The 26,180-nt window shown below is 74.6% G+C and carries 22 protein-coding genes; 8 read left to right on the top strand and 14 right to left on the bottom strand.

Annotated elements, in window-relative coordinates; all coding sequences use genetic code 11:
• Window positions 1-94 precede the first annotated feature (94 nt).
• Entirely contained in the window at window positions 95-532 is a 438-nt protein-coding gene (locus H596_RS0107330) for an Lrp/AsnC family transcriptional regulator (RefSeq protein WP_037300402.1), read from the top strand.
• Between the two features lie 28 nt (window positions 533-560).
• On the opposite strand, the gene H596_RS0107325 is transcribed toward H596_RS0107330, so the two are convergent.
• From H596_RS0107325 to H596_RS0107315, 3 genes are read right to left on the bottom strand one after another with little or no spacing between them, the layout of a single operon-like run.
• Entirely contained in the window at window positions 561-1,388 is an 828-nt protein-coding gene (locus H596_RS0107325) for a PPC domain-containing DNA-binding protein (protein WP_027284326.1), read from the bottom strand.
• 1 nt (window position 1,389) lies between these two features.
• Window positions 1,390-3,147 carry a flavin-containing monooxygenase gene (locus H596_RS0107320; RefSeq protein ID WP_051212566.1) on the bottom strand — a complete coding sequence of 586 codons (1,758 nt, stop codon included), beginning with the start codon at window positions 3,145-3,147 and terminating at the stop codon, window positions 1,390-1,392.
• 52 nt (window positions 3,148-3,199) lie between these two features.
• On the bottom strand, window positions 3,200-4,954 hold the full coding sequence (locus H596_RS0107315; protein WP_051212564.1) for an ABC transporter transmembrane domain-containing protein: 1,755 nt from the start codon (window positions 4,952-4,954) through the stop codon (window positions 3,200-3,202).
• A gap of 56 nt (window positions 4,955-5,010) precedes the next feature.
• Between H596_RS0107315 and H596_RS0107310 the strand changes: the two genes are divergently transcribed.
• Window positions 5,011-6,231, top strand: a complete 1,221-nt coding sequence (locus H596_RS0107310; RefSeq protein WP_027284323.1) for a Coenzyme F420 hydrogenase/dehydrogenase, beta subunit C-terminal domain — start codon at window positions 5,011-5,013, stop codon at window positions 6,229-6,231.
• A gap of 10 nt (window positions 6,232-6,241) precedes the next feature.
• Here H596_RS0107310 and H596_RS0107305 read toward each other — a convergent pair whose 3' ends face one another.
• Window positions 6,242-9,022, bottom strand: a complete 2,781-nt coding sequence (locus H596_RS0107305) for a phosphoenolpyruvate carboxylase (RefSeq protein WP_027284322.1) — start codon at window positions 9,020-9,022, stop codon at window positions 6,242-6,244.
• Between the two features lie 87 nt (window positions 9,023-9,109).
• Here H596_RS0107305 and H596_RS20585 point away from each other — a divergent pair, with 87 nt between their 5' ends.
• From H596_RS20585 to purN, 3 genes are read left to right on the top strand one after another with little or no spacing between them, the layout of a single operon-like run.
• Window positions 9,110-10,030, top strand: coding sequence for a class I SAM-dependent methyltransferase (locus H596_RS20585; RefSeq protein WP_084602616.1), 921 nt, complete (start codon window positions 9,110-9,112; stop codon window positions 10,028-10,030).
• Between the two features lie 50 nt (window positions 10,031-10,080).
• A complete protein-coding gene (locus H596_RS0107295; protein WP_027284321.1) occupies window positions 10,081-11,025 on the top strand; it encodes a glycosyltransferase family 2 protein in 945 nt (314 codons plus the stop codon).
• Entirely contained in the window at window positions 11,022-11,711 is a 690-nt protein-coding gene (gene purN, locus H596_RS24085) for a phosphoribosylglycinamide formyltransferase (RefSeq protein WP_051212563.1), read from the top strand. The genes H596_RS0107295 and purN overlap by 4 nt, the downstream gene beginning before the upstream one ends.
• A gap of 144 nt (window positions 11,712-11,855) precedes the next feature.
• Here the strand turns inward: purN and H596_RS0107285 are convergent, their stop codons facing one another.
• Entirely contained in the window at window positions 11,856-12,482 is a 627-nt protein-coding gene (locus H596_RS0107285; protein ID WP_027284320.1) for a class I SAM-dependent methyltransferase, read from the bottom strand.
• Entirely contained in the window at window positions 12,479-13,432 is a 954-nt protein-coding gene (locus tag H596_RS20575) for a glycosyltransferase family 2 protein (protein ID WP_051212561.1), read from the bottom strand. Before H596_RS20575 ends, H596_RS0107285 begins: the two co-directional genes overlap by 4 nt.
• 112 nt (window positions 13,433-13,544) lie before the next feature.
• On the opposite strand from H596_RS20575, the gene H596_RS0107275 reads away from it, so the two are divergent.
• Entirely contained in the window at window positions 13,545-14,363 is an 819-nt protein-coding gene (locus tag H596_RS0107275) for a phytanoyl-CoA dioxygenase family protein (RefSeq protein WP_027284319.1), read from the top strand.
• Between the two features lie 62 nt (window positions 14,364-14,425).
• On the opposite strand, the gene H596_RS0107270 is transcribed toward H596_RS0107275, so the two are convergent.
• Genes H596_RS0107270 through H596_RS0107255 form a run of 4 tightly spaced genes read right to left on the bottom strand, consistent with a single transcriptional unit; the run spans window position 14,426 to window position 17,911 of the window.
• Window positions 14,426-15,139: a WbqC family protein gene (locus H596_RS0107270; protein WP_037300401.1), complete on the bottom strand. Its 714-nt coding sequence runs from the start codon at window positions 15,137-15,139 to the stop codon at window positions 14,426-14,428.
• A gap of 5 nt (window positions 15,140-15,144) precedes the next feature.
• Window positions 15,145-16,287, bottom strand: a complete 1,143-nt coding sequence (gene rffA / locus H596_RS0107265; RefSeq protein WP_027284317.1) for a dTDP-4-amino-4,6-dideoxygalactose transaminase — start codon at window positions 16,285-16,287, stop codon at window positions 15,145-15,147.
• Between the two features lie 44 nt (window positions 16,288-16,331).
• Window positions 16,332-17,243 (bottom strand): hypothetical protein, encoded by a 912-nt coding sequence (locus tag H596_RS0107260; RefSeq protein ID WP_037300399.1) that lies wholly within the window; start codon window positions 17,241-17,243, stop codon window positions 16,332-16,334.
• Between the two features lie 5 nt (window positions 17,244-17,248).
• The gene (locus H596_RS0107255) at window positions 17,249-17,911 is read right to left on the bottom strand and encodes an acetyltransferase (protein ID WP_027284316.1); all 663 of its coding nucleotides are present in this window, start codon (window positions 17,909-17,911) and stop codon (window positions 17,249-17,251) included.
• 118 nt (window positions 17,912-18,029) lie between these two features.
• Between H596_RS0107255 and H596_RS0107250 the strand changes: the two genes are divergently transcribed.
• Entirely contained in the window at window positions 18,030-18,662 is a 633-nt protein-coding gene (locus tag H596_RS0107250) for a class I SAM-dependent methyltransferase (protein ID WP_027284315.1), read from the top strand.
• Between the two features lie 15 nt (window positions 18,663-18,677).
• On the opposite strand, the gene H596_RS0107245 is transcribed toward H596_RS0107250, so the two are convergent.
• The 4 genes from H596_RS0107245 to H596_RS0107230 form a co-directional block, all read right to left on the bottom strand.
• Window positions 18,678-20,726 carry a hypothetical protein gene (locus H596_RS0107245; RefSeq protein WP_027284314.1) on the bottom strand — a complete coding sequence of 683 codons (2,049 nt, stop codon included), beginning with the start codon at window positions 20,724-20,726 and terminating at the stop codon, window positions 18,678-18,680.
• 3 nt (window positions 20,727-20,729) lie between these two features.
• Window positions 20,730-21,638 carry a lysylphosphatidylglycerol synthase domain-containing protein gene (locus H596_RS0107240; protein WP_027284313.1) on the bottom strand — a complete coding sequence of 303 codons (909 nt, stop codon included), beginning with the start codon at window positions 21,636-21,638 and terminating at the stop codon, window positions 20,730-20,732.
• Between the two features lie 86 nt (window positions 21,639-21,724).
• Window positions 21,725-24,121 (bottom strand): hypothetical protein, encoded by a 2,397-nt coding sequence (locus tag H596_RS0107235; protein ID WP_027284312.1) that lies wholly within the window; start codon window positions 24,119-24,121, stop codon window positions 21,725-21,727.
• Between the two features lie 172 nt (window positions 24,122-24,293).
• Window positions 24,294-25,271, bottom strand: coding sequence for a Bug family tripartite tricarboxylate transporter substrate binding protein (locus tag H596_RS0107230; protein ID WP_027284311.1), 978 nt, complete (start codon window positions 25,269-25,271; stop codon window positions 24,294-24,296).
• Between the two features lie 105 nt (window positions 25,272-25,376).
• On the opposite strand from H596_RS0107230, the gene H596_RS0107225 reads away from it, so the two are divergent.
• A complete protein-coding gene (locus tag H596_RS0107225; RefSeq protein WP_027284310.1) occupies window positions 25,377-26,177 on the top strand; it encodes an enoyl-CoA hydratase/isomerase family protein in 801 nt (266 codons plus the stop codon).
• Window positions 26,178-26,180: the final 3 nt, after the last annotated feature.

Raw genomic sequence — 26,180 nt, 5'->3', positions numbered from 1 at the left:
GCGGGCCCGGCGCAGATCCGGCCCAAGCGGCGCAGATCTGGCGCGATGAACCAAGTATGTCGCACTTTATGCGGGGATTCCGGAGATTCTGCGAATGGACGAGAAGGACCGCGCCATCCTCCGCCAGCTCCGCCAGGACGCGCGCATGCCCAATGCGAAGCTCGCCCAGGCGGTGGGGCTCTCCCCCTCCGCCTGCCTGCGCCGGCTGCGCCTGCTCGAGCGCTCCGGCATCATCCGCGGCTACACCGTGGTGCTCGACGAGGCCCCGCCCCGCGAGGGCGTGGTGGTGATCGTCCAGATCACCCTGGAGCGGCAGACCGACGAGCATCTGCGCCGCTTCGAGGAGGCGGTGCGCAAATGCCCCGAGGTGCGCGAATGCCACCTCATGACCGGCCTCGCCGACTACCTGCTGCGCGTGGAGGCGCGGGATGCGGCCGATTACGAGCGCATCCACAAGGAGGCGCTCTCGCGCATGCCCGGCGTGGCGCGCATCCAGTCGAGCTTCGCCATCCGCACCGTGATCCGTGCGTGAGACGGGCGGCGGGGGGTTCAGGCGCGCGCTATGCGGCCAGCAGCACCGCCTCCAGCGTCATCAGCACCGGGTTCTCGCCCGGGATCAGCACGCCCTCCGCAAGCCCGCCCTCCATGTCCACCAGCCCGGCGCGCAGCGGGGCGGAGAGCGGGCCCGGCGCGAGGAAGACCTCGGTGGCGAAGGGCTCGGTGACGCGCCCATCGGCGAAGCGCGCGCCGATCAGGCTGCCCACCGCCCCGGGCAGGGCGGCCTGCGCGAAGCCCGCCCCGCGCGCAAGGCCCGAAAGCGCCGCCGTCACGTCCTGGTTGGGGCGCAGACGCAGCGCCAGCGCGTTCGGCGCGGGCGCGGCCAGCGCGCCCGGGCGCGGCTCGAAGAGGGTGAAGCCCGTCTCGGCGTCCGGCATGGCCTCGAAGCGCGCGCCGCGCAGCAGCACCCCCTCGGCGCGCATGGGGGCGGCGATCACGCTCTCCTCGGGCAGGACATGGCCGCCGCGCCGCACCCCTTCCGCCTCGCGCCAGAGCCCATGGCAGTGGAAGAAGGGCGCGCCGCCGCGCCAACCGAGCGTGACCGCCCCGCGCTCCCACCGCCCGCCGCCCGGCGGGCGGTGCGGGGCGCTGTAGAAGGCGGCGTGCGCGGCATCGGGCGAGGCGGCGGGCATCACATAGCCGAAAGGGTCCAGCGCGCCGCCGGTCAGGGTGAAACTGCCCCCCTCCGCCCCCTCGCGCGCCATCAGCGCGGCGAGCGCATCGAGCAGCCGCGCCCCCGCGGGGAGGTCCACGACGATGGGCCGCGCCGCGCAGGGCTCGCTGACGGCGCGCGCCGCAGGCGCGGGGCCGGGCTGGGCGATGCGCCGCATCTCAGCCGAGCCCCATCTCCTGCGCCGCGATGCAGAGCGCGAGGGGGCGCGAATAGATCCGCACCTGCGCAAGCCCCCCCGCGGTGAACCACAGCCCCTTCTGCGCGGTGGGCCGCCACATGTTGCGCAGCTCGCCATCCTCGCCGAAGCCCCAGACGGGGCCGATGCGCTCGGCCACCGCATCGCCCAGCAGGGCGCGCGCCGTCTCCTGCATGTTGAGGTAGCCGGTGGCGCAGACGATCAGATCCGCCTCGTGCAGCGCGCCGTCCTTCATCCGCGCCCCGCCCGCCTCGAAGCGCGCGATGTCGGCGAGCTGGATGAGGCCGATCCTGCCCTCCGCGATCAGGTCCGAGCAGCCGACGTTGAAGTAGTAGCCGCCGCCGCGCTGCAGGTAGAGATACTGGAACCCCGTGCCCCCGATGCCGTCGGAGAGGCGGAAGCCCCGCGCGGCGAGGCGCGCGTGCAGATCGGCGTCCGCGCGCTTGGAGATGGCGGTGGCGTGCCGGTAGCCGCGCACCAGCACTTCGTGCGGGGCGGCGGTGGCCAGGAGGTCGCAGGCCTCGGTCGGCAGCCCCTCGGTGTAGATCGAATAGACGCGCTGCGCCTCCTCGATGCTCACCACATGGGTGGGGCTGCGCTGGATCATGGTGACCTGGCAGCCGCTCTCGTGCAGGTCCTGCGCCACGTCATGGGCGGAGTTGCCCGTGCCCAGCACCAGCGCGCGCCGGCCCTTCCAGGCATGGCCCTCGGTGTAGGCGCCCGAGTGCATCACCGTGCCGGCGAAATCGCCGAGCCCGGGCAGATCGGGCATGACGGGAATGGCGCTGACCCCGGTGGCCATGACGAGGTGGCGCGGCCGCACCAGGCGCTGCGAGCCGTCGGCCCGGCGCAGCAGGATCTCCCATTCCGTGTCCGCGGCGTTGCGCCGGCCCGAGACGAGTTCCGTGCCGGTCCAGACATTGAGCTCCATCGCCTCGGCGTAGCTCTCGAACCAGTTGGCGAGCTTGTCCTTGGGGATGAACACCGGCCAGGTGGGCGGGAAGGGCATGTAGGGCAGGTGGTTGACGTGCGTCTCGTTGTGCAGCGTCAGCGCGTGGTAGCGGCGGCGCCAGGAATCCCCGATGCGCGCCTCGCGGTCCACCACCAGCGTGTCCACGCCGAAGGCGGTGAGGCGCGCGGCGATGGACAGCCCCGCCTGGGCCGCGCCGAGCACCAGCACGGCGGGCTCGCGCTCCGCATAGGCCTGGGCGCGGCGGCGGCGGTCGGCCCAGTTCTCGCCCCCGAACTGGCGGGCGTAATCCTCGGGGTTGGCGTGGCGCACCGTCTCGGGCGGGGGGCGGCCGGGCAGGCCGGTGAGGTGGGCGGCGATGATCCAGCCGCGCGGGCCGTCGGGCGTCTCGACGAGGCGGAGCGCGGCCTCCACCGGGCCATGGGCGCTCTCCCAGCCGATGAAGCCCTCGAGGCAGGGCGTGCCGCCGCCGCGCACCACCCGGCGCGGGGCGGGCCAGCCCTCCAGCAGCCGCACCTGGCGCGGGCGCAGCACGGGCAGCCGGGCCGAGAGCAGGGCGGCGATGGCGGCGGGGCCCGCATGGGTGCGGATGCTCCACTCCATCGCCATCAGATCCCGCCACCAGGATTCCGGGGCGAAGAGCGCCGCCGCGCCGGCCGCGTCCCCCGCCTCCATCGCCGCGCCGAAATCCCGCACCCAGCGCGCCATGGCGGCGGGCGCCTGGGCCTCGCGCAGCACCGGATCATCCATGGCCGGTCCCTCCCTCTCTTTCGGGGCAGGATGGACCCGGGGCGGGCCGGGTTCAACCGGCCGGGGCGGGGTCGCGGAACTGCAGCGCGGCGAGGCGCGCGTAGAGCCCGCCCTCGGCCACCAGCCCCTCATGCGTGCCCTCGGCCAGCACGCGCCCCGCCTCCATCACCACGATGCGGTCGGCGCGCCGGATGGTGGCCAGGCGATGCGCGACGACAAGGGTGGTGCGCCCGGCCGAGAGCCGCTCCAGCCCCTGCTGCACGGCCTGCTCGCTCTCGGCGTCGAGCGCGCTGGTCGCCTCGTCGAGCAGCAGGATGGGCGCGTCGCGCAGGATGGCGCGGGCCAGCGCGATGCGCTGGCGCTGCCCGCCCGAGAGCAGCACCCCGCGCGGGCCGAGCGGGCTCGCATAGCCCTGCGGCAGGGCGGAGATGAAGCCGTGCGCGGCGGCGGCGCGGGCGGCAGCCTCCACCTCCGCGTCGCTCGCCTCCGGGCGGCCGTAGCGGATGTTCTCGGCGGCGCTGGCGCGGAAGATCACCGGCTCCTGCGGCACGTAGGCGAAGCGGGCGCGCAGCGCGGACAGGCTGGCCTCGCGGATGTCCATCCCCTCCAGCGTCACCCGGCCCGCCTCGGGGTCGTAGAAGCGCAGCAGAAGCTGCAGCACCGTGCTCTTGCCCGCCCCCGAGGGGCCGACGAGGGCCACCGTCTCGCCCGGCGCCACGCGCAGGTCGAAGCCGTCGAGCGCGAGGCTCTCCGGCCGCGTCGGATAGCGGAAGCGCACGCCCTCGAAGGCGATGCGCCCGCGCGGCGGGGGCAGGATGGCCGGCGCGGCGGGCGAGGCGAGGGAGGGCGCGCGGCCCAGCACCTCCAGGATGCGGTCCGCCGCCGCCGCCGCGCGCTGCACCTCGCCCCAGATTTCCGAGAGCGTGCCGCCGGAGGAGGCGAGCAGCACCGCGTAGAACACGAAGGCCGAAAGCTGGCCGCCCGACATGCGCCCCGCGATCACGTCCTGCGCGCCCACATAGAGGGCGAGGGTGATGGCGCCGAAGCCGAGCAGGATGGCGAGCAGCAGCACCGTCGCGCGGTTGCGGATGCGCCGGCGCGCGGCGGCGACGGCCTGCTCCACCTCCGCGCCGAAACGCCGGCGCTCGGCCGCCTCCTGCCCATAGGCCTGCACGGTGGCGAGCGCGTTCAGCCCCTCCTCGGCGCGCGCGGCGAGATCGGCCAGCCGGTCCTGCGCGGCGCGGGAGAGGCGGCGCTCGCGCCGGGCGAAGAGGATGAGCGGCCCCACGACGAGCGGCAGGATCGCCACCACGACGAGCGCGAGCTTGGTGCTGGTCAGCACCAGCAGCACCAGCGCCCCGGCGGCGGTGAGCGCGGCGCGCAGCCCCATGGAGACCGCCGAGCCGACGAGGGCTTGCAGCAGCGCCACGTCGTTCGTCATGCGCGAGAGCAGATCGCCCGGCGCGGCCGTCTCGACATCGGCGCGCGAGAGATCGAGCACGCGGGCATAGAGGGCGGCGCGCAAATCCGCCGCCACCCGCTCGCCGAGCCAGGTGACGAGGTAGAAGCGCAGCGCGGTGGCGAGGGCGAGCAGCGCGATGACGCCCGCCATGAAGGCGGCGGCGTTGTTCAGCCCGGGCGCGGAGCCGGCCGAGAGCCCCTCGTCGATCAGCCGCGCCACCCCCTGGCCGAGCAGCAGCACCAGCCCCGCGGCCAGCAGCAGCGCCGCCAGCGCGGCCAGCAACCGGCCCAGATGAGGCCGCAGATAGGGGCCGAGCAGGGCGAGGGGGGTGAGGGAGCGCGTCATCGGGTGCCTGTCAGCTATGGTGGACGCGGCGGATGTCCATTGCATAGGCTTGCCGGATGGACAGCCTGCCGCCCTCTGCCGGGGCCGATTTCCCCGGGCTGCGCTCCGCGCCGCACCGGCATCTGTGCACGGATTGCGGCGTCTCGCGCATGGAGAACCCCAAGGCCTGCGCGCGGGCCTGCCAGTTCATCGCGCCCGATTACCCGGCCGCCGAGGCGCGGGTGCATGGCCGGGCGCGCGATCCCGCCCGGCCGGACGAGCTGCATTTCGGCCCCTTCCGGGCCATGTGGCGGGCGCGGCTCACGGCCCCGCGGCCGGGCGCGCAATGGAGCGGCATCACCACAAGGCTGGCCGAGCGGCTGCTGGAGACGGGGGCGGTGGAGGCGGTGCTGACCATGGCGCCCGACCCCGCCGATCGCTGGCGGCCCGTTCCCGTGCTGGTGACGCGGGCGGAGGATCTGGCCCGCTGCCGGGGCATGCGGATGGGCTATGCGCCGCTGCTGGCGCTGCTGGAGCCCGCCCGGGCGGCGGGCCACCGCAGGATCGGCGTCATAGGAATCCCCTGCCAGGTCTATGCGCTGCGCGCGCTGGAGGTGGGGCTGGGCTTCGAGAGGATCTACGTCATAGGAACGCCATGTTCCGACAACACGACCACGGAAAACTTCCATAGGTTCTTGGATCTTCTGGACGGGCGCCCGGAGGAGATCACCTACCTGGAGTTCCGCGCGGATTTCCACGTGGAGCTGCGCTACGCCGGCGGGCGGCGACGCGAGATTCCCTTCCTTAAGCTCCCCATCTCCCGACTGCCTCCGGACTTCTTCCCCATGACCTGCCGGAGCTGCGTGGACTACACCAATGTCCTGGCCGACATCACCGTGGGCTACATGGGCGGGGAGGGGCGGCAATGGATCCTGGTGCGCAACGCGCGTGGGGAGGAAATCCTGCGCCTCCTCGAGGGGGAAATCGAACTCTCCCACCCCCGCAGCCGCGGCAGCCGCGCCGGCCCTGTGAAGGGGTTCCTGGAGAACACGCGCCGCGCCGCGGGCGGGCTGCCCTTGCGCCGCATGCCCGGCTGGCTGCGCCCCCTCATGGGCTGGCTGATGCCGCGCCTCGGGCCGCGAGGGCTCGAGTTCGCCCGGGCGCGGGTGGAGATGAAGGCGGTGGAGAGCATCCTGCACCTCGAACGCGCCGAACCCGCCCGCGCGCGGCGGATGATCCCAGCCCATGTCCGGGCGCTGGCTCGGCCCTACGGGCTCGCGCCCCACGATGGGCCCTGATGCGGCCGGCTCAGCCGAAGGCCCCCACCTCATGGGTGATGGCGGCCGAACAGCCGCGCACCAGGGCGAAGAGGCGGCGCATGGGGCCGAAGAGCTCGGCGTGCTCGCGCGCGTAGCTCGGGCTCTCGGCCGGGGCGGCGGGCTCGTGGAAATCGAGGCCGGCGGCCGGGTCCGGCGCGTCGGGGAAGATCGTCTCGAGCATCGCGAGCGCGGGCTCCACATCCAGGGCGAGGATGCGCGCGATCGCCGCCTCGCGCGTCATGCCATGGCGCGGGCTGAACTCGGGCACCGCCACCGCGAGCAGCCAGAGGCGGTGGATCAGCGCGAGCCGCAGCGCGTGCAGCAGCACCAGCCGCTCGGGCATCTCGGGCAGGTCGGTCCAGACCGCGCGCAGCGCCAGGTGGTCCGCCTTCAGCCGCCGGTAGAGGCGGCGCAGCGCGGCCGCCATGTCGAGCGCATCGAGCCGCGCGGCCACGGCGAGCAGCGCCTCGCGCCGGCCCGGCCGGCGGGTGGCCGCCGCGCGGTCGAGCCAGGTCGAGGGGTCGAGCGTGCCGATCACCGCCCGCAGCACGCCGAGGTCGGAGCAGGCGGCGGCGCGCGCGGCCATCTGCATGGCCCGGCGGAAGCGCGGCGAGCGCGCGCGCAAATCCTGGAAGGCCTCCGGGTTCGCCGCCACCGCGGCGCCGAGCCCCTGCAGCGTGTTCGCAAGCCAGCCCACCTGGTGGAGGATGGCGTTGTTCGGAATGGCGCGAAGCTGCGAGGGGTGGCTGATCCGCACCGGCCCGCCCAGCCCGTCCGTCTGCCGCGCCGCGGGGCGCGAGCCGGTGCGCTCGATCAGCCCCGGCCCGAAGCCGCCCAGCAGCGCCGCATAGCCCGGATCCTCGACCAGCGCCTGCACCTCCCGCCGCAGGGTGGCGAAGAAATCCGCCCCGTAATCGCTCTCGGCATAGATCGGATCGGCCTCGGCGGGCGGTTCGGCGAAGGCGTGCTCGGCGATGCGCGCCACCGTGGCCGCGGCCAGGGCGGGCGTGCCCCAGAGCAGATAGCCGTCCCCGCCCTGGAAAGAGGATTCCTCGCGTACCGCGAAGCCGGCCTCCGCGAGGCCGCGCCGCGCCTGGGGCGGGAAGAGATAGTCCAGCCGGTCGGCCAGGCTGTCGGGATGGCCGCCGCGGCCGATGCTCTCGCCATGGGTGTCGAAGAGCACGAGCTCGATGCCCGACAGCCCGTGCCGGCGCAGCAGCTCCCCAAGGCGCAGCTTCAGCCGCTCGACGAGATAGGAGGCGGCGAGCTGCCCCACATAGCGCCCGGAGTCCGAGTAGCCGAACTGCAGGCACAGCCGCCCGTGCAGGCGCAGATAGTCGCGGAAATGCGGGCTGCGCAGCGCCTCGTCCAGCACGCGCTCGCCATGCTCGAGCGCGCTTGCCGTCTCGAACAGGGGCGAGAGCTCCACATGCCGCTCGCAGCCCAGATGCCGGGCGAGCCACAGCGCGGCGAGCAGCGTGTAGCCCGTCTCGGTCTCCGCGATCAGGAAGCGGATGGGCGTGGCCCCGTCCACCCATTTGCCGATCTGCGCCGCCGTCATCATCAGCCGGGCGGCGGAGGCCTGTTCGCCGAGCAGCGCGCCGAAATCCACGGGGCGCGGCGCGGGGTCGGCCAGGGCGGCGTTGACCTGGGCGAGCAGGGTGCGGCGCTGCGCCATGTCGTCGGGCGCGGCGAGTATTCCTAGCCTCTGCCGCACCGCGTTGTGGATCTGCGCGGCGTTGAGCCGCATCTGCGTGTGCGCGAGCGCGAGCCCGTGGCCCGCGAGCCCCGCCCGCGCCACCGCGAGCCGCCGGCGCGCCGCATCGTCGGGGGCGGCGGCGATCGCGGCCGCGAAGGCCTCCAGCAGCGGGGCGGGGGAGGTGAGGGCGGCCTCGGCGCGCGTGACCAGCGCCTCGGCCAGCGCCTGCACCCGCGCGGGCTCGGGCGCGTCGGGCGCCGCCTCGATCTGCGCCGTCACCGCCGCGATGGCGGCCGAGAGCCGCGCGGAGAGGGCGGGGGCGTCGCCCTCCACCTGCGCGGCGAGGCGTTCGAGCTGCAGCCGCTTCATCACCAGGCGCAGCCGCAGCGTGTCCCACCAGCCGATGTCGGTGCGCCCGTCCGTGTCGTAGCCCACCCAGGAGGCGAGGCGGATGGGCGCGGGGCAGAGCCCGTGCCAGCGGTCGGGCCAGATGGCGCGCGCGGCGTCCAGCATCGCCCCGGCCAGCCCATCCAGGGCATCCCGCCCGCGGGCGATGGCGGCGACGGCCTGCTCGAACTCCTGGCGCAGCGTCACCGGGGCGGGGCGATGGGCGAGCTGTGCGGGCAGGCCCGTCCCCTCGCTCGCGGCCTCGGCCAGCGCGCGTGCCGTCTCCTCGGGCAGCGAGAAGGTGGGGTGCGCGGTGAAGACGGCGCAGAAGCGCGCCCGCTCCACCGCCGCGCGATAGGCGGCGAAGGGCACCGGGCTGTCCTCCGGGTCGGGGCGGGCCAGGCGCGCGGCGAGCGGGGCGAAGGCGGCGGCGGGGTCGGTTCCGGGGCGGTGGCCGAGATAGGCGGCGAGGCGCCGCGCCCGCGCCTCCGCGGCCTCATCGGCGAGGGACTGCACCAGCGCCTCCAGCCCGGCCAGATCCACCGCCCCCTGGTCGAGCTGGCGGCTGACCACGAGGGCGGTGAGCAGCACGGGGTCGCCGAAGGGGTCCTCGGCCGCGGCTTCGCGCGCATGGCGCAGCCGGGCCCGCAGGGCCTCGCGCAGGGAAGGGGGGGCGCCGTCCATGCCGCGATGCTGCACCTGCGAAGGGGGCGCGCGCCAGCGGAATCCGCAGGGGTTGCGCGGGCGGGGCGGCTTTGGCAATGGCACCCCATGCCGGCCAGCCCGCCCATCCTCGTCTGTCCCGGCTGCGGGGCGGAGAAACCCCTGCCCGAGGCGGGGCCCTGGCTCGGCGCCGCGCTGTCTTGCGAGAGCTGCGGCTGGGCGCCGCCGCGCCAGGACGGCTTCGCCCTGCTCGCCCCCGCCCTGGCGGCCCAGGGCTCGGACTACGACCCCGCCGGCTTCGCGGCGCTTCTGGCCGCCGAGCCCTGGCATTTCTGGTTCGCCCCCCGCGCGCGGCTGCTCGCGGGGCTGATCGCGCGGCATTTCCCGGCCGCCGAGAGCTTCCTCGAAGTGGGCTGCGGCACCGGCTACGTCACCGGCGTCATCGCCCGCGCCCGGCCCTGGCGGCGGGTGCTGGGCGCCGAGGTCTCGGCCGACGGGCTCGCCCATGCCGCGCGGCTGCTGCCGCCCGAGGTGGAGCTGATGCAGATGGACGCTCGGGAGATGCCCTTCCGCGCGGCCTTCGACGTGATCGGCTGCTTCGACGTGCTCGAGCACATCGAGCAGGACCAGGAGGTGCTGCACGCCTTCGCCGCCGCGCTGCGCCCGGGCGGCGGGGTGGTGCTGGCCGTGCCGCAGCACATGTGGCTGTGGTCGGGCGCGGACGAGCACGCCCAGCACAAGCGCCGCTACGGGCGCGGCGAGCTCGAGGGGCGCTGCCGCGCCGCCGGGCTCGAAGTGGTGGCGAGCCTCTCCTACAACAGCGTCACCCTGCCGCTGATGCTCGCCTCGCGCCTGATGCCCCGGCGCGGCCTGCGCGAGACCGGCGCGACCGACGAGCTGACGCCGCCGCGCTGGCTGAACGCGATGCTGCGCGCCGCGCTGCAGGCCGAGGTGGGGATGAGCCTCAAGGGCCTGCACCTGCCGCTGGGCGGCAGCCGGGTGGTGGTGGCGCGCAAGGCGGCGGCGTGAGCGGGCGCGCGCAAGTGGCCTTTCGCGATCGGCGGGCGTAGAAGCGGGCGATGCCACAGCCCGAACTCTCGGTCGTCACGACGCTCTACCGCTCCGCCCCCTATATCGAGGCCTTCCTGGCCCGGGCCAGGGCGGCGGCCGAGGCGGTGAGCGCCTCGCACGAGATCGTGGTGGTGGACGACGGCTCGCCCGACGATGCGCTGGAGATCGCCCTGCGCGTCGCACGGGCCGATCCGCGCATCCGCGTCATCGAGCTCAGCCGCAATTTCGGCCACCACGCCGCGATCCTGGCCGGGCTGACCCATGCGCGCGGCGAGCGCGTCTTCCTCGTGGATTCCGACCTGGAGGAGCCGCCCGAACTGCTGATCCGATTCGCCGAGGTGCTGGAGCGGGAAGGGGCGGACGTGGTCTATGGCCACCATGACCAGAGGGTCGGCTCGCGCGCGCGCCAGTGGGCGAGCGGGCTGTTCTGGCGGCTGTTCAACCTGCTCTCGGAGACCCGCACCCAGGAGAACATCTGCCATGTGCGGCTGATGCGCCGGGCCTATGTGCAGGCGCTGCTCAGCCTGCCCGAGCGCAACATCTTCCTGGGCGGCCTCTATGCCTGGCCGGGCTTCCGCCAGGTTCCGGTGCGGGTGGAGCGCGTGATCAACCGCGAGGTCTCTACCTACGACTTCAAGCGGCGCCTGGCGCTGGCGCTGCGCTCCATCGTCGCCTTCTCCGCCCGGCCCCTGCACCTCGTCTTCCTCGTGGGCTCGAGCATCGCCGCCATCTCGCTGGTCGTGGGCCTCGTGGTGCTGGCGCTGCGCCTGCTCTGGGGGAAGGAGATGCTGGTCGGCTTCGCCTCGCTCATCCTCTCCATCTGGTTCCTGGGCGGGCTCACCATCATGTCGCTCGGCGTCATCGGCCTCTACATCGCCCAGCTCTACACCGAGACGAAGGCGCGCCCGCGCTGGCTCGTCCGCCGCATCCACGGCGGGGAAGACCCGTCGTGAAGCGGCTCGCCTGGGCGGTCAGCGGGCAGGGCAGGGCCCTGCAGGCGGTGCTGGAGGCGACGGAGGCGGGGCTGCTGCCCGTCTCGGTCGTGGCGGTGGCGACGGACCGCCCCTCGCCGATCGCCGAGCTGGCCGAGGCGCGGGGCGTGCCCTGCCGCCTGATCCCGCCCGGCGCCGGGGCCTATCATCCCGATCTGGCGGCCCTGCTGCGCGAGACGGGGGCGGAGTGGCTCGGCCTCACCTTCAACCGCCTCCTCTCCGAGGAGGTGCTGGGGCAGATGCGCGGCCGGGTGTTCAACCTGCACCTCTCGCTGCTGCCCATGTTCCCGGGCTTCGGCGCGCTGCGGCGCACGCTCGAGCAGGGCATGCGCATGTGCGGCGTCACCGTGCATCTGGTGGACGCGACGCTCGACCAGGGGCCGATCCTGGCCCAGGGCTGCGCCCCGGTGGCCCGCAGCGACAGCCGCGCCGCGCTCGGCCGCAGGCTGTTCGAGACCTCTCTGCCGCTGCTGCTGCAGGTGGTGCGCTCCATCGGCGCGGGGGAGCTGCGCTTCTCGCCCGAGACGGGGCTGGACTGGCCCAGGGCCGATCTCCCCCCGCCGGGCCCCACGCCCCGTTTCCCGCTGGTGGACGAGGATCTGCTGCGCTTCGCGGAGCGCTATTGCGCCGCCCTGCCTGCCGGCTGACCCGGCCTTCCACCAGCGGCCGCTGCTCTCCCTCCCTCTGCGTCGGCGCGCGGCCGCCCTGCCGGGCCCCGGCGCGGCCTGCCCCCTCGGGCGGCGGCGCCCTGGCGCGCGCGACGGGGGCGGGCCGTCATGCCGCCGCCGTCGTCACCCCCGCCGCACCAGCACGGTGAACTCCCACAGCCCGTAATCCTGCAGCAGCGCCACATGGCGGCCGTAGCGGTCGAGGCAGTGGCGCAGCATCCCGGCCGGGTCGGCGTAGTAGAGGTGCGGCCGCCGCTTCTCCGGGTCCGAGGAGAGGGAGAGCAGGTTGAAGCCGAAGCCGCGCCGCCCGGCCTGAGCCAGCGTCTCGATCACGCCCAGCACATACTCGGCCCATTCGGCCTCGCCGGTCTCGCCCTTCACGTTGAGCACGCCCGAGGCGATGGCGTAGTCGGCCGGGGCATCGGGCGTGGCGCCGACATGCCAGCACACACCCTCCCCCTCGCCATGCCGGGCGCGGGCGGCCGCGATCATCTCGGGGGCCACGTCCCAGCCGGCATAGGCGCCGCGATGGCCCTGGGCGCGCAGGAAGTCGAGGAAATCGCCATAGCCGCAGCCGAGGTCCAGCACTGAGGCCTCGGGCTCGCCGCCCAGGAGGCGGAGGAACTGCGCATGGCGCAGGCGCTGGGATTCCTCGCCGTTCCAGTCCACGCCGCGCGGCGTCGGCCCGTGCTCGGCCAGCCGCCCGGCGTAGTAGCGGGCCACGCGCTGCAGCAGCGCCTCGGTGCTCATGGAGAAGGATCCTTTTCCGTCGGGGGGCCGCCCGGCGCGCGGTGCAGCGCCCGCAGATGCGTGTAGGGCCGGCGCTTCGATTCCTCGAGCAGCGCGGCGATGTAGATGCCGAGTATGCCGAGCACCAGCACGATCAGCCCCCCGAAGAACCAGACCGAGAGGAAGACCGAGGTCCAGCCCGCCATCGCCACCCCATGGGTGAGGTAGCGCAGCAGCAGCACCAGCGTGACCGCCACCGCCAGCCCCGACAGCGCGAGCCCGGCGTAGAAGACGAGGTGGAGCAGCCGCGTCGATGTGGTGGTCAGATGCTCCACCGCCATGCGTAGGCGCCGGCCGAGCGTGTAGGTGGTGGGCGAGAGGGAGAGCTTCGCCACCTCCATGGGCGCCTGGCGGAAGCCGGTGAGCACCCAGAGATCGGACATCTGGAAGCTGCGGTCCTCGTGCGCCGTCAGCGCGGCCACATAGTCGCGCCGCATCAGCCGGGCGGTGAGCAGGTTGCGCGGGATGCTGCGGTCCGACAGCGCCTCCATCAGCCGGTAGAAGGCCTCGCCCGTCACGCGCTCGAACCAGCCGCCGCGGCGGGCGGGCTGCACGCCATAGACCACGTCCCAGCCCTCGCCCAGGAGCTTCGCGTGGAAGGCGGCGAGGGATTCGGGCGGCTCCTCGAGGTCGCTGTCGAGGAGGAAGACCAGATCGCCGGTGGCGAGCCTGAGCCCCGTCATCATCGCCTTGTGATGGCCGAAATTGCGCGCGAGCTCGGCCACCACCACGCGCGGATCCCGCGCCTGGATCGCAAGCGCGATCCGCAGGCTCTCGTCGGGCGAGCCGTCGTCCACGAGAATCATCTCGATCTCCTCGAAGAGCGGCTCGGCCGCCGCCATGCAGCGGCGGTGGAACTCCTCGAGGCCGGGGGCCGAGCGATAGAGCGTCGAGACGATCGAGAGCTTCACGGGCGGATCCGACGCGAAGGGGCGGCACGGCCCGCCTAGACGAAAACCCCCCGCTTGGCGAGGGCCGCCCGCCCCCCTATCAGGCGATCCGGCAAAGGGGAGGCCGCGGGCCATGGACGCCACGCCGCGCTACGGGGTGCGCATCGCGAACCAGGCGAACACCGCCATCGAGGAGGCGGCGGAGACGCTGCGCCTGCTCGGCTACGCGGTGGTGGATGCGGGGCTCAGCCCGGCGGAGCTCGAGGGGCTGCGCGAGGGCTTCGAGGCGCTGCGCCGCAAGGCGGCGTCGGACGAGCTCGCCGATCTGCGTCGGCGCGTGGGCGAGGCCGATCTGCTGCGCTGCCCGCTGGCCGATGACCCGCGCTTCCTGGCGCTGGCCGCCAACCCGCGCATCCTTGCGCTGTGCGAGGCGCTGATCGGGCCGGGCTTCATCCTGAACCAGCAGAACGGCATCCTGAACCCGGCCGAGAGCGAGCGCTACAGCCAGTCCCCCTACCACCGGGACCTGCCCTACCAGCATTTCGTCAGCACGCGCCCGCTGGCGCTGAACGCGCTGTTCTGCCTCGACCCCTTCACCGCCGAAAACGGCGCGACCTGGGTGATCCCCGCCTCGCACAAGGAGGAGGCCTTCCCCTCCGAGCCCGTGCTGCGGGCCCAGCGCCGCCAGGTGGAAGCCCCGGCGGGCAGCTTCCTGGTGCTCGACTGCATGATCTGGCATGGCGGCGGGCAGAACCGCACGAACCGCGACCGGCGCGCGGTGAACCATGTCTATACCATCGCGATGATGCGCCAGCAGATCGACCTGCCGGCCTATCTCGGCGAGGGCTTCACCCAGGACAAGGCGCTGCGCCAGTTGCTGGGCTTCCAGCACCCGCAGCCGCGGTCGGTGCGCGAATACCTGGAGACGCAGGCCGCCCGGCGCGGCGTGTGACCCGCCTCAAGAGACCGTGCGAGAATGCGGGCGGCCGACCCGCCGGTGTTTTCAAGCGGCCTTCAGTCGGGCCGGCCCAGCAGCCGGGGCGCCTCGGGGCCCGTGTTCAGCATCAGGTCCACCACCGAGACGGCGGGCTCGAACTCGCCCCAGAGCTGCGGGTAGGGCGGGTAGCCCGAATAATCCATCCAGGCGATCTCGATGCCGCGCCGGGCGAAGGGGGCGGGGTCCAGATAGGCCTGGGCCGCGGGGCCCGAGAGGTAGCGCGTGGCGCCCACCGCCTCGGCCAGCGCCGCCAGCCGCTCGGAGGGGTCGAGCCCGGGCAGCTCCGCGCGGGGGATGTGGTCCGCATCGCGCGTGATGGACAGGCCGAGGCCGAGCCGGTCGCAGAAGGCGCGGATCAGCCGCTCGTTCATGCGGCTGAGCAGCTCCTCCCCGGCGGCGGCGCGCAGCACCGCCTCCAGCCAGGGGAAGACCTCGGCGTGGTGCCGGGCGCGGGCATAGGCGAGGGCGATGGCGCGCAGGTGCTGCTCCGCCCAGTCGCGGCCCTGGATGCGCGTCTCGTCCACCGCCTGGTGGTATTTCCCCTTGGCCTCCACCGGCACGGTGAGCCAGACGAGGCCCTGCGGCGTCTTGATGCGGTTGCGGTTGCGCCAGTCGCGCCGGGTGTATTGCACGCTGTCGAGGATCACCAGCGCATCGGCCTGGCGCAGCATGTCGAACCAGCCCCGCCAGGGCAGGTAGTTCGACTGGGTGACGACGACGGTGCGGGCCACGCGCCTCAGCCCGGGCCGAGCACGTCGGCCAGCGCGCGCACGACCCGCGCCTGCTCCTCGGGCGTGAGGCGCGGGTGCAGCGGCAGGCGGATCAGCCGGGCGGAGAGCTCGTCCGTCACGGTCATGGGCCCCGCGGCGCGCCCGTAGCGCAGCCCGGCGGGGGAGGAGTGCAGCGGCACATAGTGCATCACCGCGTTCACCCCGAGCGCGGCGAGGCGCTCGAGCGCGGGGTCGCGCTGCGCGGCCTCGGGCACCAGCACGAAGTAGATGTGCCCGTTGTGCCCGCATTCCTGCGGTACGCGCGGCCGGGCGAGGCGGCCCGCCGCCTCCAGCGGGGCGAGCAGGGCGTGGTAGCGCTCCCAGGCGGCGAGGCGCTGGGCCGTCACCTCCGGCCCCGCCTCGAGCTGGGCGAGTAGGAAGGCCGCCGTGATCTCCGAAGGCAGGAAGGAGGAGCCGATGTCCACCCAGGTGTAGCGGGCCACCTCGCCGCGGGCGAACTGGGCGCGGTTGGTGCCCTTCTCCCAGACGATCTCGGCGCGCAGCGCGAGTTCGGGGTCGTTCACCAGCAGCGCACCGCCCTCGCCGGAGATGAGATTCTTCGTCTCGTGGAAGGAGATGGCGGCGGCCATGCCGAAGCTGCCGAGCGGCTTGCCGCGGAAGCTCGCATGCAGGGCCTGCGCCGCGTCCTCCATCACGGCGAGGCCGTGGCGCTCCGCGATCTCCATGATCGCGTCCATCTGCGCCGCCACGCCGGCGTAGTGCACCACCGAGATGGCCTTGGTGCGCGGGGTGATCGCGGCCTCGATGGCGGTCTCGTCGATGTTGAGCGTGTCGGGGCGGATGTCCACGAAGACCGGCACGCCGCCGCGCAGCACCACCGCGTTCGCCGTCGAGCAGAAGGTGAAGGAGGGCATGATGACCTCATCCCCCGGCTCGATGCCGGCGAGGATGGCGGCCATCTCCAGCGCCCCCGTGGCCGAGTGCGTGAGCAGCGCCCGGGCCGCGCCGGTGCGCTCCTCCAGCAGCGCCTGGCAGCGGCGGGTGAAGTCGCCATTGCCCGAGAGCTTGCCCCGGCTCAGCGCGGTGCGCACATGTTCGAATTCGGCGCCGACCAGGGTGGGCCAGTTGAAGGGGATGCGCGGGAGCATTGCCCGCGCTTAGAGGGGATCGCGAGGGGCGTAAAGCGCCGGCTTCAGCCGGTTTCCAGCACCGCCAGCCCGAAGCCCGACCGCCCGTAGCCCGCCCCGTTGTGCAGCATGTAGCGCCGCCCGCCATGGTCGAAGACGGCGGGGTAGCAGCGCACCCCTTCCTCCCAGCCCGCCGCCTCGGGAAAGCGCAGCGCCGCGTCGTCGCGCCGCCAGCGCAGCCCATCCGCCGAATGGGCGTAGCCCAGCCGGTATTCGGGCAGGCGGCGGCAATACCACATGTGCCAGCCGCCCGCGTCGCGCAGCAGGCTGGGGCGGGAGAGGGCGAACTCCTCCCCGCCCGCGGGGCGCAGGCAGGGCGCCTCGTCGCGCCGCCAGAGCCCATCGGGCCCGCGCACGGCGCGGCGGATGGGATGGTCCATCTCGAGCCACCCCTCGCCCCAGGAGAGATGCGTGCCATACCAGAGCCAGCGCTCCGCCCCGACATCGAGCGCCCAGGGGTAGCCCAGCACGAAGGGATCCTCGGCCGAGCGGTCGAGCAGGGGGGCGGGCGAATCGCGCGTCATCCGGCGCGCGCCGGGCGGGGCGGTGGCGCGGCCGATCGCGGTGCGGAAGGGCACGCTGACCCCGAGCGACCAGCCGAGATAGAGGCACTCGACGCCGCCATCGGGCAGCATCCCCACCCAGGCGACCGAGGCGCCGGCGTCGTCGAAGGCCCCGCGGGGCCCGGGCTCAAGCCAGGGCCCGTCGGGCGGGCCGAGCCTTTCGAAGCGCTCCCCCTCCAGGGCGAGGTCGAGCGAGAAGATGGAGGAGCGCCCCTTGGCGTCGCGCGGCGAGAAGAACACGCGCAGCCGGCCATCGGGCAGCGACAGCGGGGTGGGGTAGGTGGCGTGGCTCGCATGCCAGGGCGATTCGCCCGCCGCCACATGGACATGGCCGAGCGGCCGCCAGCGCTGCATCCCGCTCAGATGCCCCGCAGTCGCGAGGAGGGCACGCGCGCCCGCTCCGTCGCCTGGCCCATGTAGACGCCCTCGGCCTCGGCGTCGGCCAGCAGCAGCGCCCCCGCGCCCACCACGCAGCGCGGCCCGAGGGTGATGTGGTCGCGCAGCGTGGCGTTCACCCCGATGAAGCAGCCCTGGCCGATGCGCACCCCCCCCGAGACGACGACATGGGAGGCGATGAACACGTCGTCCTCGATCACGCTGTGATGGCCGATGTGGTTGCCCGACCAGAGCGTGACGTTGTCGCCGATCCGCACGAAGGGCTGGATGGTGTTGTCCTCGAGGATGAAGGCGTTGTCGCCCGCCGTGAGATCCCCGAACACCGTGGCGCGGGAGGAGACGTAGCTGGCGAGGCGATAGCCCAGCGCGCGCAGCGCGGCGCATTTCTCGGCCCGCAGCCGGTTCAGCTTCGCGTAGCTCAGCGCCACGAAGGCGTCGTAGCGGTCGGGCGGGAAGCGGGCGGGCAGCTCCTCGAAGGGCACCAGCGGCAGGCCCATGAAGCTCTCGGCCTGGCGGTAGGCGGCGTCCACGGTGAAGGCGGCGACCCGGCGCGGGGAATCCTGCGTGAAGTAGACATGGGCGAGCTGCGCGATGTCGCCCGCGCCGAAGATCACGAGATCCTTCATGGGCAGCCGCATACCACGCCGCCGCGGGGCGCGGCCAGACGATGCGGGCGGAAGATGGGCTGGACAGGGGCGCGGGGCTCGGGCACTCGGCCGCGCATGAGCATCCCCGCCTCCCGCCATGGCTGAGCGCAGCACCGGCGCCTGGGCCCTGCTGCGCCACCCCCGCGCCTATGAGGCGCTGCAACGCCTGCTGGGCGCCGACGAAAGCCGCCGCCGCTTCGCCGAGGAGGTGCTGCGCCCCCGCCCCGGCGAGCGCGTGCTCGACATCGGCTGCGGCACGGCGGCGCTGGCGCGCCATCTCGGCCCCGTCGCCTATGTCGGCTTCGAGCCCAACGCGGATTATGTGGCCCGCGGCCGGGCCGAGAATGCGGGCCGGGACGTGACCCTGCACGCCGGCTATTTCGACGAGGCCGCCGCGGCCGGCCTCGCGCCCTTCGACCTCGTGATCGTCTCGGCCGTGCTGCACCACATGGACGACCGCCAGGGCGAGGAGCTGTTCCGGCTGCTCGCGCGCGTGACCAAGCCCGAGGGGCGGGTGGTGACGCTCGACAACGTCTATGTGCCCGATCAGAACCCCATCGCGCGGTTGATCATCAGCCTCGACCGCGGGCGCAACGTGCGCGACCCCGAGGGCTATGCGGCGTTGGCCCGCCCGTATTTCGCCGAGGTGACGGGCGAGGTGACGCACCGCCGCCTGCCGCCCTACACCTACTGGATCATGCGCTGCCGCCAGCCCCGGCCGGCGGGGTGATCTGGCCGGCCCCGATCAGGGCGCGGCTTCGGCGGGCCCCGCGGCGCGCAGCAGCGCCACGGCGCCGAAGGGCTGGAAGCTCAGCGCGCGCGTGAGCAGCCGGCCATCCCCGGCGCGGTAGCGCACCCGGCAGGCGATGCGCTGGGCCTCGGACGCGCAGCCCGCCTCCTCCAGCGCCGCGATGGGCCGTGGCGTCGGCCCGGCGAGGTCCGGCCGGGCGCGCGCCTCGGGGCTCGGCGGCGGCGCGCCGGGCGGGGCGGCGGCGTCCAGCCCATCGAGCCGGGCGAGGATCGCCTCGATCTGTCCGGGCAGGGGCGGCGCCTGGCCCCGGTGGGGGTTGGACAGCACGGCCCGGCCCGCGGCGAAGCCCGGCACCCCCGGCAGGGCGAAGGATTCGACAGGCCCTTCCTCCACCGCGAGGCCCAGTTCGCGCAGCGCCGCTACCCCTGCGCGGCATTGCTCGGGCAGGGCGCAGAGGGTGATCAGCGGCAGCCCATGGCCGGCGATGTTGGCGGCGTGCGCGATCCCCCACTGCTCCTCCAGAACGGGCATGCCGAAGCCCAGCGCGAGGCGGTGCCAGCCGAGCGTCGCGGCCAGCGTGTCGAGGAAGTTCAGCCTCAGCCGGCTGCCGCGGAAGGCGATGTCGTGCAGGAAGGCGTCGCCGAGGCCATGGGCGCGGGTGTAGCCATCCCGGCCCATCCAGATGAGGAAGCTGCCGCCGAGCCCGCCGCTGCGCGAAAGGAAGCGGTGGAACTCGCCCAGCGCGCGCATGTGCGCCGCCTGGTCCGGCGCGCCGGGGAAACGATAGGCGCGCGCCGTGTCGGCGTTCAGCGCGCCGGCGAGCATCAGCCCGAGCGAGACCGCGGGCAGGGCGGGGCGCAGCCGCCCGGCGGCCGCAAGGGCGAGCCCCCCCGCCAGCACCGCGCCCGCCACCGCCCAGACGGCGAGGCCCATCGCCGCCTCCTGCCGCCAGGGCAGGGGCGGCAGTGCGCCCAGCCCGAGCACCAGCCCGAGCGCGAGAACCAAGAGCCCGAGCCCCCGCCGCCCCGGCAGCGCCCCCGCCCGCTCCACCCGCGCGAGGAAGAGGACCAGCGCGGGGACGAGGGCGAGTTGCAGATAGCTCGCATAGAAGTGGAACTGCAGCAGCGAGGCCGAGCGGAAGAACCAGGCCGCCAGCGGCAGCAGCGGCACCAGGCTGGCGGCGAGGAAGGCGAGGCCCCGCCGCCCCTCCGCGCGCAGCACCGGCCGGGCGAGCAGCGGCAGGGCGAAGATCAGCGGCAGGATCAGCAGCCGCGGCGCGAAGGGCAGCCAGGCCGAGAGGGGCAGGGCGAAGCCGTCATAGGTGCCGTCCACCGACAGGCGCAGCGGCGTCCAGAAGGCCTGCACGAAGAGGAAGGGCAGCCCGAGTGCCCGCCCCGCGAGGGCGAGGGCCAGGAAGCCGGCCAGCACGCCCGCAAGCCCGGCCGCGCCATTCGCCAGCACCGCCCGCCAGCCTGGCGCGCGCAGCAGCGCCACCGCCGCCACGGCCAGCGCCGCCATGCCGCCGCCCAGCGCATGGGCGCAGAGGGCGAGCACCAGCAGCGCCCCGGCCAGCGCATGGCGCAGCGGCCCCGGCGGCGCGGCCGGCCGCAGCAGGCAGGCGAGGGCGAGCAGCCCGAGCGCCATGCAGGGCCCGTCCACATAGCCCCGCGCGAAGGCGCCGATCCACAACGGGTTGGCCCCCAGCGCCACCAGCAGCACCGCCCGCGCCGCGACGCCGCTGAGCAGCGCGCCTGAGAGCAGATGCAGCCCGAGCAGCCCCAGCAGATAGAAGCCGCTGACCAGCAGCGCCTGCGCCAGCACCGGCTCGAAGAGGCGGTAGAGCAGGAAGCCCGGCAGCACATAGGTCAGCCGCGCGCCGTGATAGTCGAGGTCGCGATAGGCCGCGTTCTCGGGCGCGAGCAGGAACCAGTGGATGTAGAGGCCCGGATCCACCCAGCCCAGCGGCGGATGCAGGTGGAACAGCCCCGACCAGAACAGCCCGAGCAGCCCCGCGAAGAGCAGCGGCGCGAGAAGCCGCGCCACGGCTCAGCCCCGCTCGGCCGCGCGGCGGCCGCGCAGCAGGAACAGCCCGTGCAGCAGCCCGATGCCGATGACCAGCGGCGTGAGCAGCCGCAGCAGCAGCGCCCCCGCATCGGCGAGGCCCGGCTCCACCCCGAGCCAGAGCAGCAGCGCGCGGGTGGAGACCTCGGCCACCCCGATGCCGCCCGGCACCAGCGAGACGGTGACCGAAAGCGTGACCAGCACCACCACCAGCGCCGTGTCGGCGAAGCCGAGGCCGATGCCCGCCGCCGCGAAGGTGGTCTGCCACATCAGCACCACCATCAGCCATTTGGCGACGGTGCAGCCGCCCAGCACCAGCATCCGTGCCGCCGAGGGGCGGTACTGCGCGAGCGGCCCCAGCGCCACCGCGAGGCGCGGGGGCAGCCGCGCCCCGGCCAGCCGGCGCAGCAGGAAGGGCGCGAGCGCCACCGCGACCGCGAGCAGCCCCGACGCGGCGAGAAGCCACAGCCCGGAGGCACCCGCCAGCCCGAATCCGATGGCGCCGATGCCGAAGAGCACCGCCGCATCGGCCAGACGCTCCACCGCGAAGGCCCCGCCCAGCGAGGCGTAATCCTTCCCCGTGAGGTCGCGCGCGAATTTCAGCTTCAGCGCCTCGCCCGCCTGCACCGGGGTGGCGGCGGCGGTGGCCAGGGCGAGGGCCGTCTGCACATGGGTGCGCCACAGCAGGGCGGGCGTGAAGGGGATCCCCGCCACCGCCGCCCAGCGCAGCGAGCGGACGAGAAAAAGCAGCAGCCCCACCGGCAGGCAGACCTCGAGGAAGAGGCGGAGGTCGAAGCGCAGCAGCGCCCGCCCCACCATGGGCCAGTCGAAGGCGTAGAGCGCCCAGGCGCAGGCGAGGGTGCAGACGAGGACGGGCCAGAGGCGCCGCGCCATGGACAGGGTCTCCCGGAGAGGCGCCGTGCCGCGCCGGGCAGGGGTTGCCCCAGCGCCGCAGCTTTGGCAACCGCCCTGCCGCTGCATCACCGCGCCGGGGCCAGGCCGAAGCGGGCCAGCCAGGCCGCCCGCACCCGCGCTGCGCCGATCACGCAGCCGGGCGCGTCGTTGCGCCGCGCGGCCGCCTCCGCCTCCGCCAGCTCGGCCGCCACCCGGGCATCGGCGAGCCCCCCCGTCAGCGCCCCCGCGAGCGCCCGCGCGGCGGCGAGCTCGATCTCGCAGCCCATGGCCGGGCGAGGCAGATGGCCGGGCCGCCAGTCGAGGTCGAAGCCGCGCGCGAGGGCCGCGCCCGCTTCCAGGCAGGCGACCGGCCCCTGCTCGGCCTGGGCGCGCGCCATGGCGGCGAAGCCGGCCCCCGCCTCGGGCCGGTCGAGCCAGAAGCCGATGCGGCGCAGCTCCGCCCGGCAGAGCAGCGCCGCGAGGGCGGGGTCGAGCGCGGCGAGGGCGGGCTCGGCCGGGCCCACCCCTTGCGGCAGCGCGAGCCGCCCGAGGCGCTCGAACTGCAGGCGGCGCGCCTCGAGGCCCCCCCCCTCGCGGCGGATGAGCGCGCGGCAGAGGCGCTGCGCCCCCGCCTCGGTGCAGGCGAAATGCTCCAGCGCCGGGGGCGCGCCCAGCACCGTGGCCAGCACATGCGCGGCCTGTTCGGCGCCCGGCGCCTCCTCCTCGCGCGGGAAGGCGAGGCGCAGGCGCTCCACCCGCAGCCGCGCCGCGCCGGGGGCCTCGAGGCGCGCCTCCGCCACCGGCTCGGGCCGCAGGCCGAGGCGCTGCAGCAGCGCCCGCCCCGCCGCGCAGGCCTCCGCCTCGGGGCAGAGCAGGAGGATGTCGCGCCGCTCGCCAGGGGGCTGCCCGCTCAACCGCTCCCAGCGGAAGCCGGGGGCGAGGGCGGGCATGTGGAAACCGAGCGCGAGCGCGTCCCAGCCCAGCGAGGCGGCAAGGGAATCCACCGCGTTGAGGCGCAGGCTCTCCCCGGCGAAGGCGAGAGCATGCGTGCCCCCGGGCGGGGGGGAGAGCCCCTCGCGCGAGAGCCAGAGCAGGGGCGGGGGCGCGAGCCCGCCGCTGCGCGCGAGGAAACCGCGGAACTCCGCCAGCAGCCGCTGCTGCGCGGCGAAATCGGCCTCGCCGGGGCGGGCGAAGACGCTCGCCGTGTCGCGGGTGAAGGCCCCGGCCGCGGCGAGCAGCGCGAGCACGGCGAGAAGCGCCGCCCCGGGCCGGGCAAGGGCGCGGGCCAGCACGCCCCCGGCCAGGGCGAGCAGCGCGACCCCCCAGCCGATCCAGCCGAGGAGCGGCGCCTCGCGCAGTTCCAGCGGCAGAAGCCAGCCCAGCGCGAGCCCGGCGGCGAGCGGCGGCAGCGCCGCCCAGGCGGGCAGCCTGCCGCGCGCTTCCGCCTGGGCGGCCAGCAGCGCGAGGCCCGGCACGAGGGCGAGCCAGGCATAGCTCGCATAGAAGGCGAACTGCGCCGCGAACCCCCGCCAGACAAGGTCCATGCCCAGCAGCGGGGCGATCATCGCCGCGGCCGCGGCGGCCATGGCGCGCGGGGCGGGGGGGCCGCCGCGCGCGCCCAGCCACCCGGCCAGGGCGAGCCAGGCCGCCGCCGGGAAGAGCGCCACGCGCACCGCCCCGGGCAGCCACTCGGCGAGGGGCAGGTTGAAGGGGGTGGGGCCGGCCGAGGCCAGCCCCTGCGCCATGCGGCCCAGCGCGGGGGCAAAGAAGAGGAAGGGGAAGCCCGCCGCGACCGCGGCGAGGCCGGTGAGCAGCAGCGCCGCCAGCCCGCCGCCGGCGGCGGACAGCGCACGCAGGGCCAGATCGCCCTGGGCCCGCCCCAGCACCCAGAACGCCGCCGCGAGGCCGAGCAGCGCAAGCCCCCCGCCGAAGGGGTGGGTGAGGAAGGCCAGCATGCCGCAGGCGCCCGCGCCCAGCGCCCCCCGCCAGCCCGGCAGGCGCAGCAGCAGCGCGAGGCCGAGCAGGCCGAAGGCCATGCAGGGCCCGTCCACATAGCCGCGCGCGATGGCGGCGAGCCAGACCGGATTCAGCGCCACCGAGGCCGTCAGCACCGCCCGCAGCGCCGCGCGCCGCACCACCGCGCCGGTCAGCGCATGGATGCCGACCAGCGCCAGGGCCTGGAAGAGCAGCACCAGCGCCGCCTGCCCCGCGACCGGCCCGAACAGCGCGTGCAGCAGCCGCCCCGCCACCACGAAGGGCGCGCGGGCGGAGTGGTAGTCTCCCCCGCCGGGCGCCAGCGCCGGCGCGGGCTCGAGGAACCAGCGGATGTAGAGCCCGGGATCCACCCAGCCGATCGGGGGATGGAGCTGGAAGGGGCCGAGCGGCAGAAGCAGCAGAAGAAGGGCGAGCAGCAGCACGCCCTGCCGGCGTTCCGGCCCGCCGCGCAGGGCGGAGAGGAAGGACGGCGCGGGGCGGGGCGTCATCGCGCCGCGGGGCAGGCGGGGGGATGCGGTGCAGGGCGGGCCATGCGGGCGGCTCCGTTCGGCAGGCAGACGCCGCGCGCAGGAGGCGGCGGGCGCGAGAGGGGGCAGCGCGGCGCGTGCAACAGCGCCGCCGCTTTGGCAAGCCCGCGCGGGCGCGCCCGGTGTCCGGGCCCTACCCCTCGATGCGGATGTTCGCCGCCCGGATCGCCGTCTGGAAGCCGCGGCGCTGGGCGGCGATGTAGCCGCGCATGCTGTCGCGGTTGTGGTGGATGGGCTCGAGCCCCGCATTGGCCAGGCGCTCGCGGAACTCGGCCTCGCCCATGGCGCGGGCGATCTCGGCGTCCAGCCGCTCCAGGATGGGCGCGGGGGTGCCGGCGGGCGCCATCATCCCGATCCAGGCCCCCGCGTCATAGCCCGCGCAGCCGGGAAGGCGGGCGAGCGGCGGCACATCGGGCGCGAGCGTCGAGCCGCGCTCGAAGGAGATGCCGAGCGCGCGCAACTGCCCGTTGCGGATCAGCGGGCCCGTGGCGGCCAGCGTCTCGATGGAATAGCTCACATGCCCGCCCACCACGGCCGTCAGCGCCGGGCCCGAACCGGCGAAGGGCACATGCACCACATCGAGCCCCGCCAGCGCATGGAACCAGGCGGCGACGATGTGCGCCGTGGCGCCCGTGCCGGAGGAGGAGAAGGTGAAATGCCCCGGGCGCGCGCGCACCAGCGCCACGAACTCCTCGGCCGTGCGGGCGGGGAAGTTCGGCGGCACCACCAGCAGATAGGGGGACATGCCGGTGATCGCGACCTCGGTGAGGTCGCGCTCCACATTGTAGGTGGTGCGCTGCACGAGCGGCGAGGTGACGATGGGCCCGGTGGAGGCGGCGAGCAGCGTGTAGCCGTCGGGCGCGGCTTTCGCCACGAGGTCGGTGCCGATCATCCCGCCCGCGCCGGCGCGGTTCTCGGCCACGAAGGGCTGGCCCAGCGCCTGGGTCAGCCGGTCGGCGGTGATGCGCGCGGCGAGGTCCGTCGCCTGGCCCGGCGGCCAGGGGATGATCACGCGCACCGATCGGTTGGGCCAGGGCGCGCCCTGCGCCAGGGCGGGGCCGGCGAGGCCGATGAGGGCGGGGGCCGCGAGCAGGCGGCGACGGTGGAGCATGGCTGTCCTCCCTGATGGCGGGGCTGTGCCGCCCCGGCCTCTTTCGCCAAGGTGGCGGGAAGCGCGCCGCGGCACAAGCGGCGCGCGGCAGGAGACGCGACACCGATGACCGATTTCCCCGCCTTCGAGACGCTGGCCCTCGAACACCCCGCCCCGCATGTGCTGCTGGTGCGCCTCAACCGCCCCGAGGTGGCGAATGCGCTGAACACCCGGATGGGGCGCGAGCTCTTCGCGCTGTGGTCGCAGCTCTCGGCCGAGCCGGGCGAGACGCGCTGCGTGGTGTTCACCGGCACCGGCGGGCGGGCCTTCTGCGCGGGCGGGGACCTCAAGGAGCGCAACGGCATGACGGATGCGCAATGGGTGGCGCAGCACGAGATCTTCGAGCGCGCCTTCTGGACGATGATGGACTGCCCCATCCCCATCCTCGCCGCCGTGAACGGGCACGCCTATGCGGGCGGGCTCGAGATGGTGCTCGCCTCCGACTTCGCCTACGGCCAGAGCACCGCGCGCTTCGCGCTGACGGAGGTGACCATCGGCATCATGCCCGGCGCGGGCGGCACCATGACGCTGCCCCGGGCGGTGGGCGAGCGGCGGGCGAAGGAGATCATCCTCACCGGCCGGCCCTTCGGCGCGCAGGAGGCGCTGGAGTGGGGCATCCTGAACGCGGTGTACGAGCCCGAGGCGCTGCTGCCCGCCGCACTCGAGACGGCGCAGCGCATCGCGGCCAATGCGCCGCTCTCGGTGCGGCAGGCGAAGAAGAGCATCCATTTCGGCATGCAGATGGACCTGCGCACCGGGCTGCGCTTCGAGATCGAGGCCTACAACCGCCTGGTGCCGACCGAGGATCGGCGGGAGGGCATCGCGAGCTTCAACGAGAAGAGGAAACCCCTCTTCCGCGGGCGGTGAGGG

This window comes from Rubritepida flocculans DSM 14296 (assembly GCF_000425365.1).
Taxonomy (GTDB): Bacteria; Pseudomonadota; Alphaproteobacteria; order Acetobacterales; family Acetobacteraceae; genus Roseococcus; species Roseococcus flocculans.
Note: the sequence above shows the minus strand (reverse complement) of the source record. Positions and strands in the feature narration are given on the sequence as shown.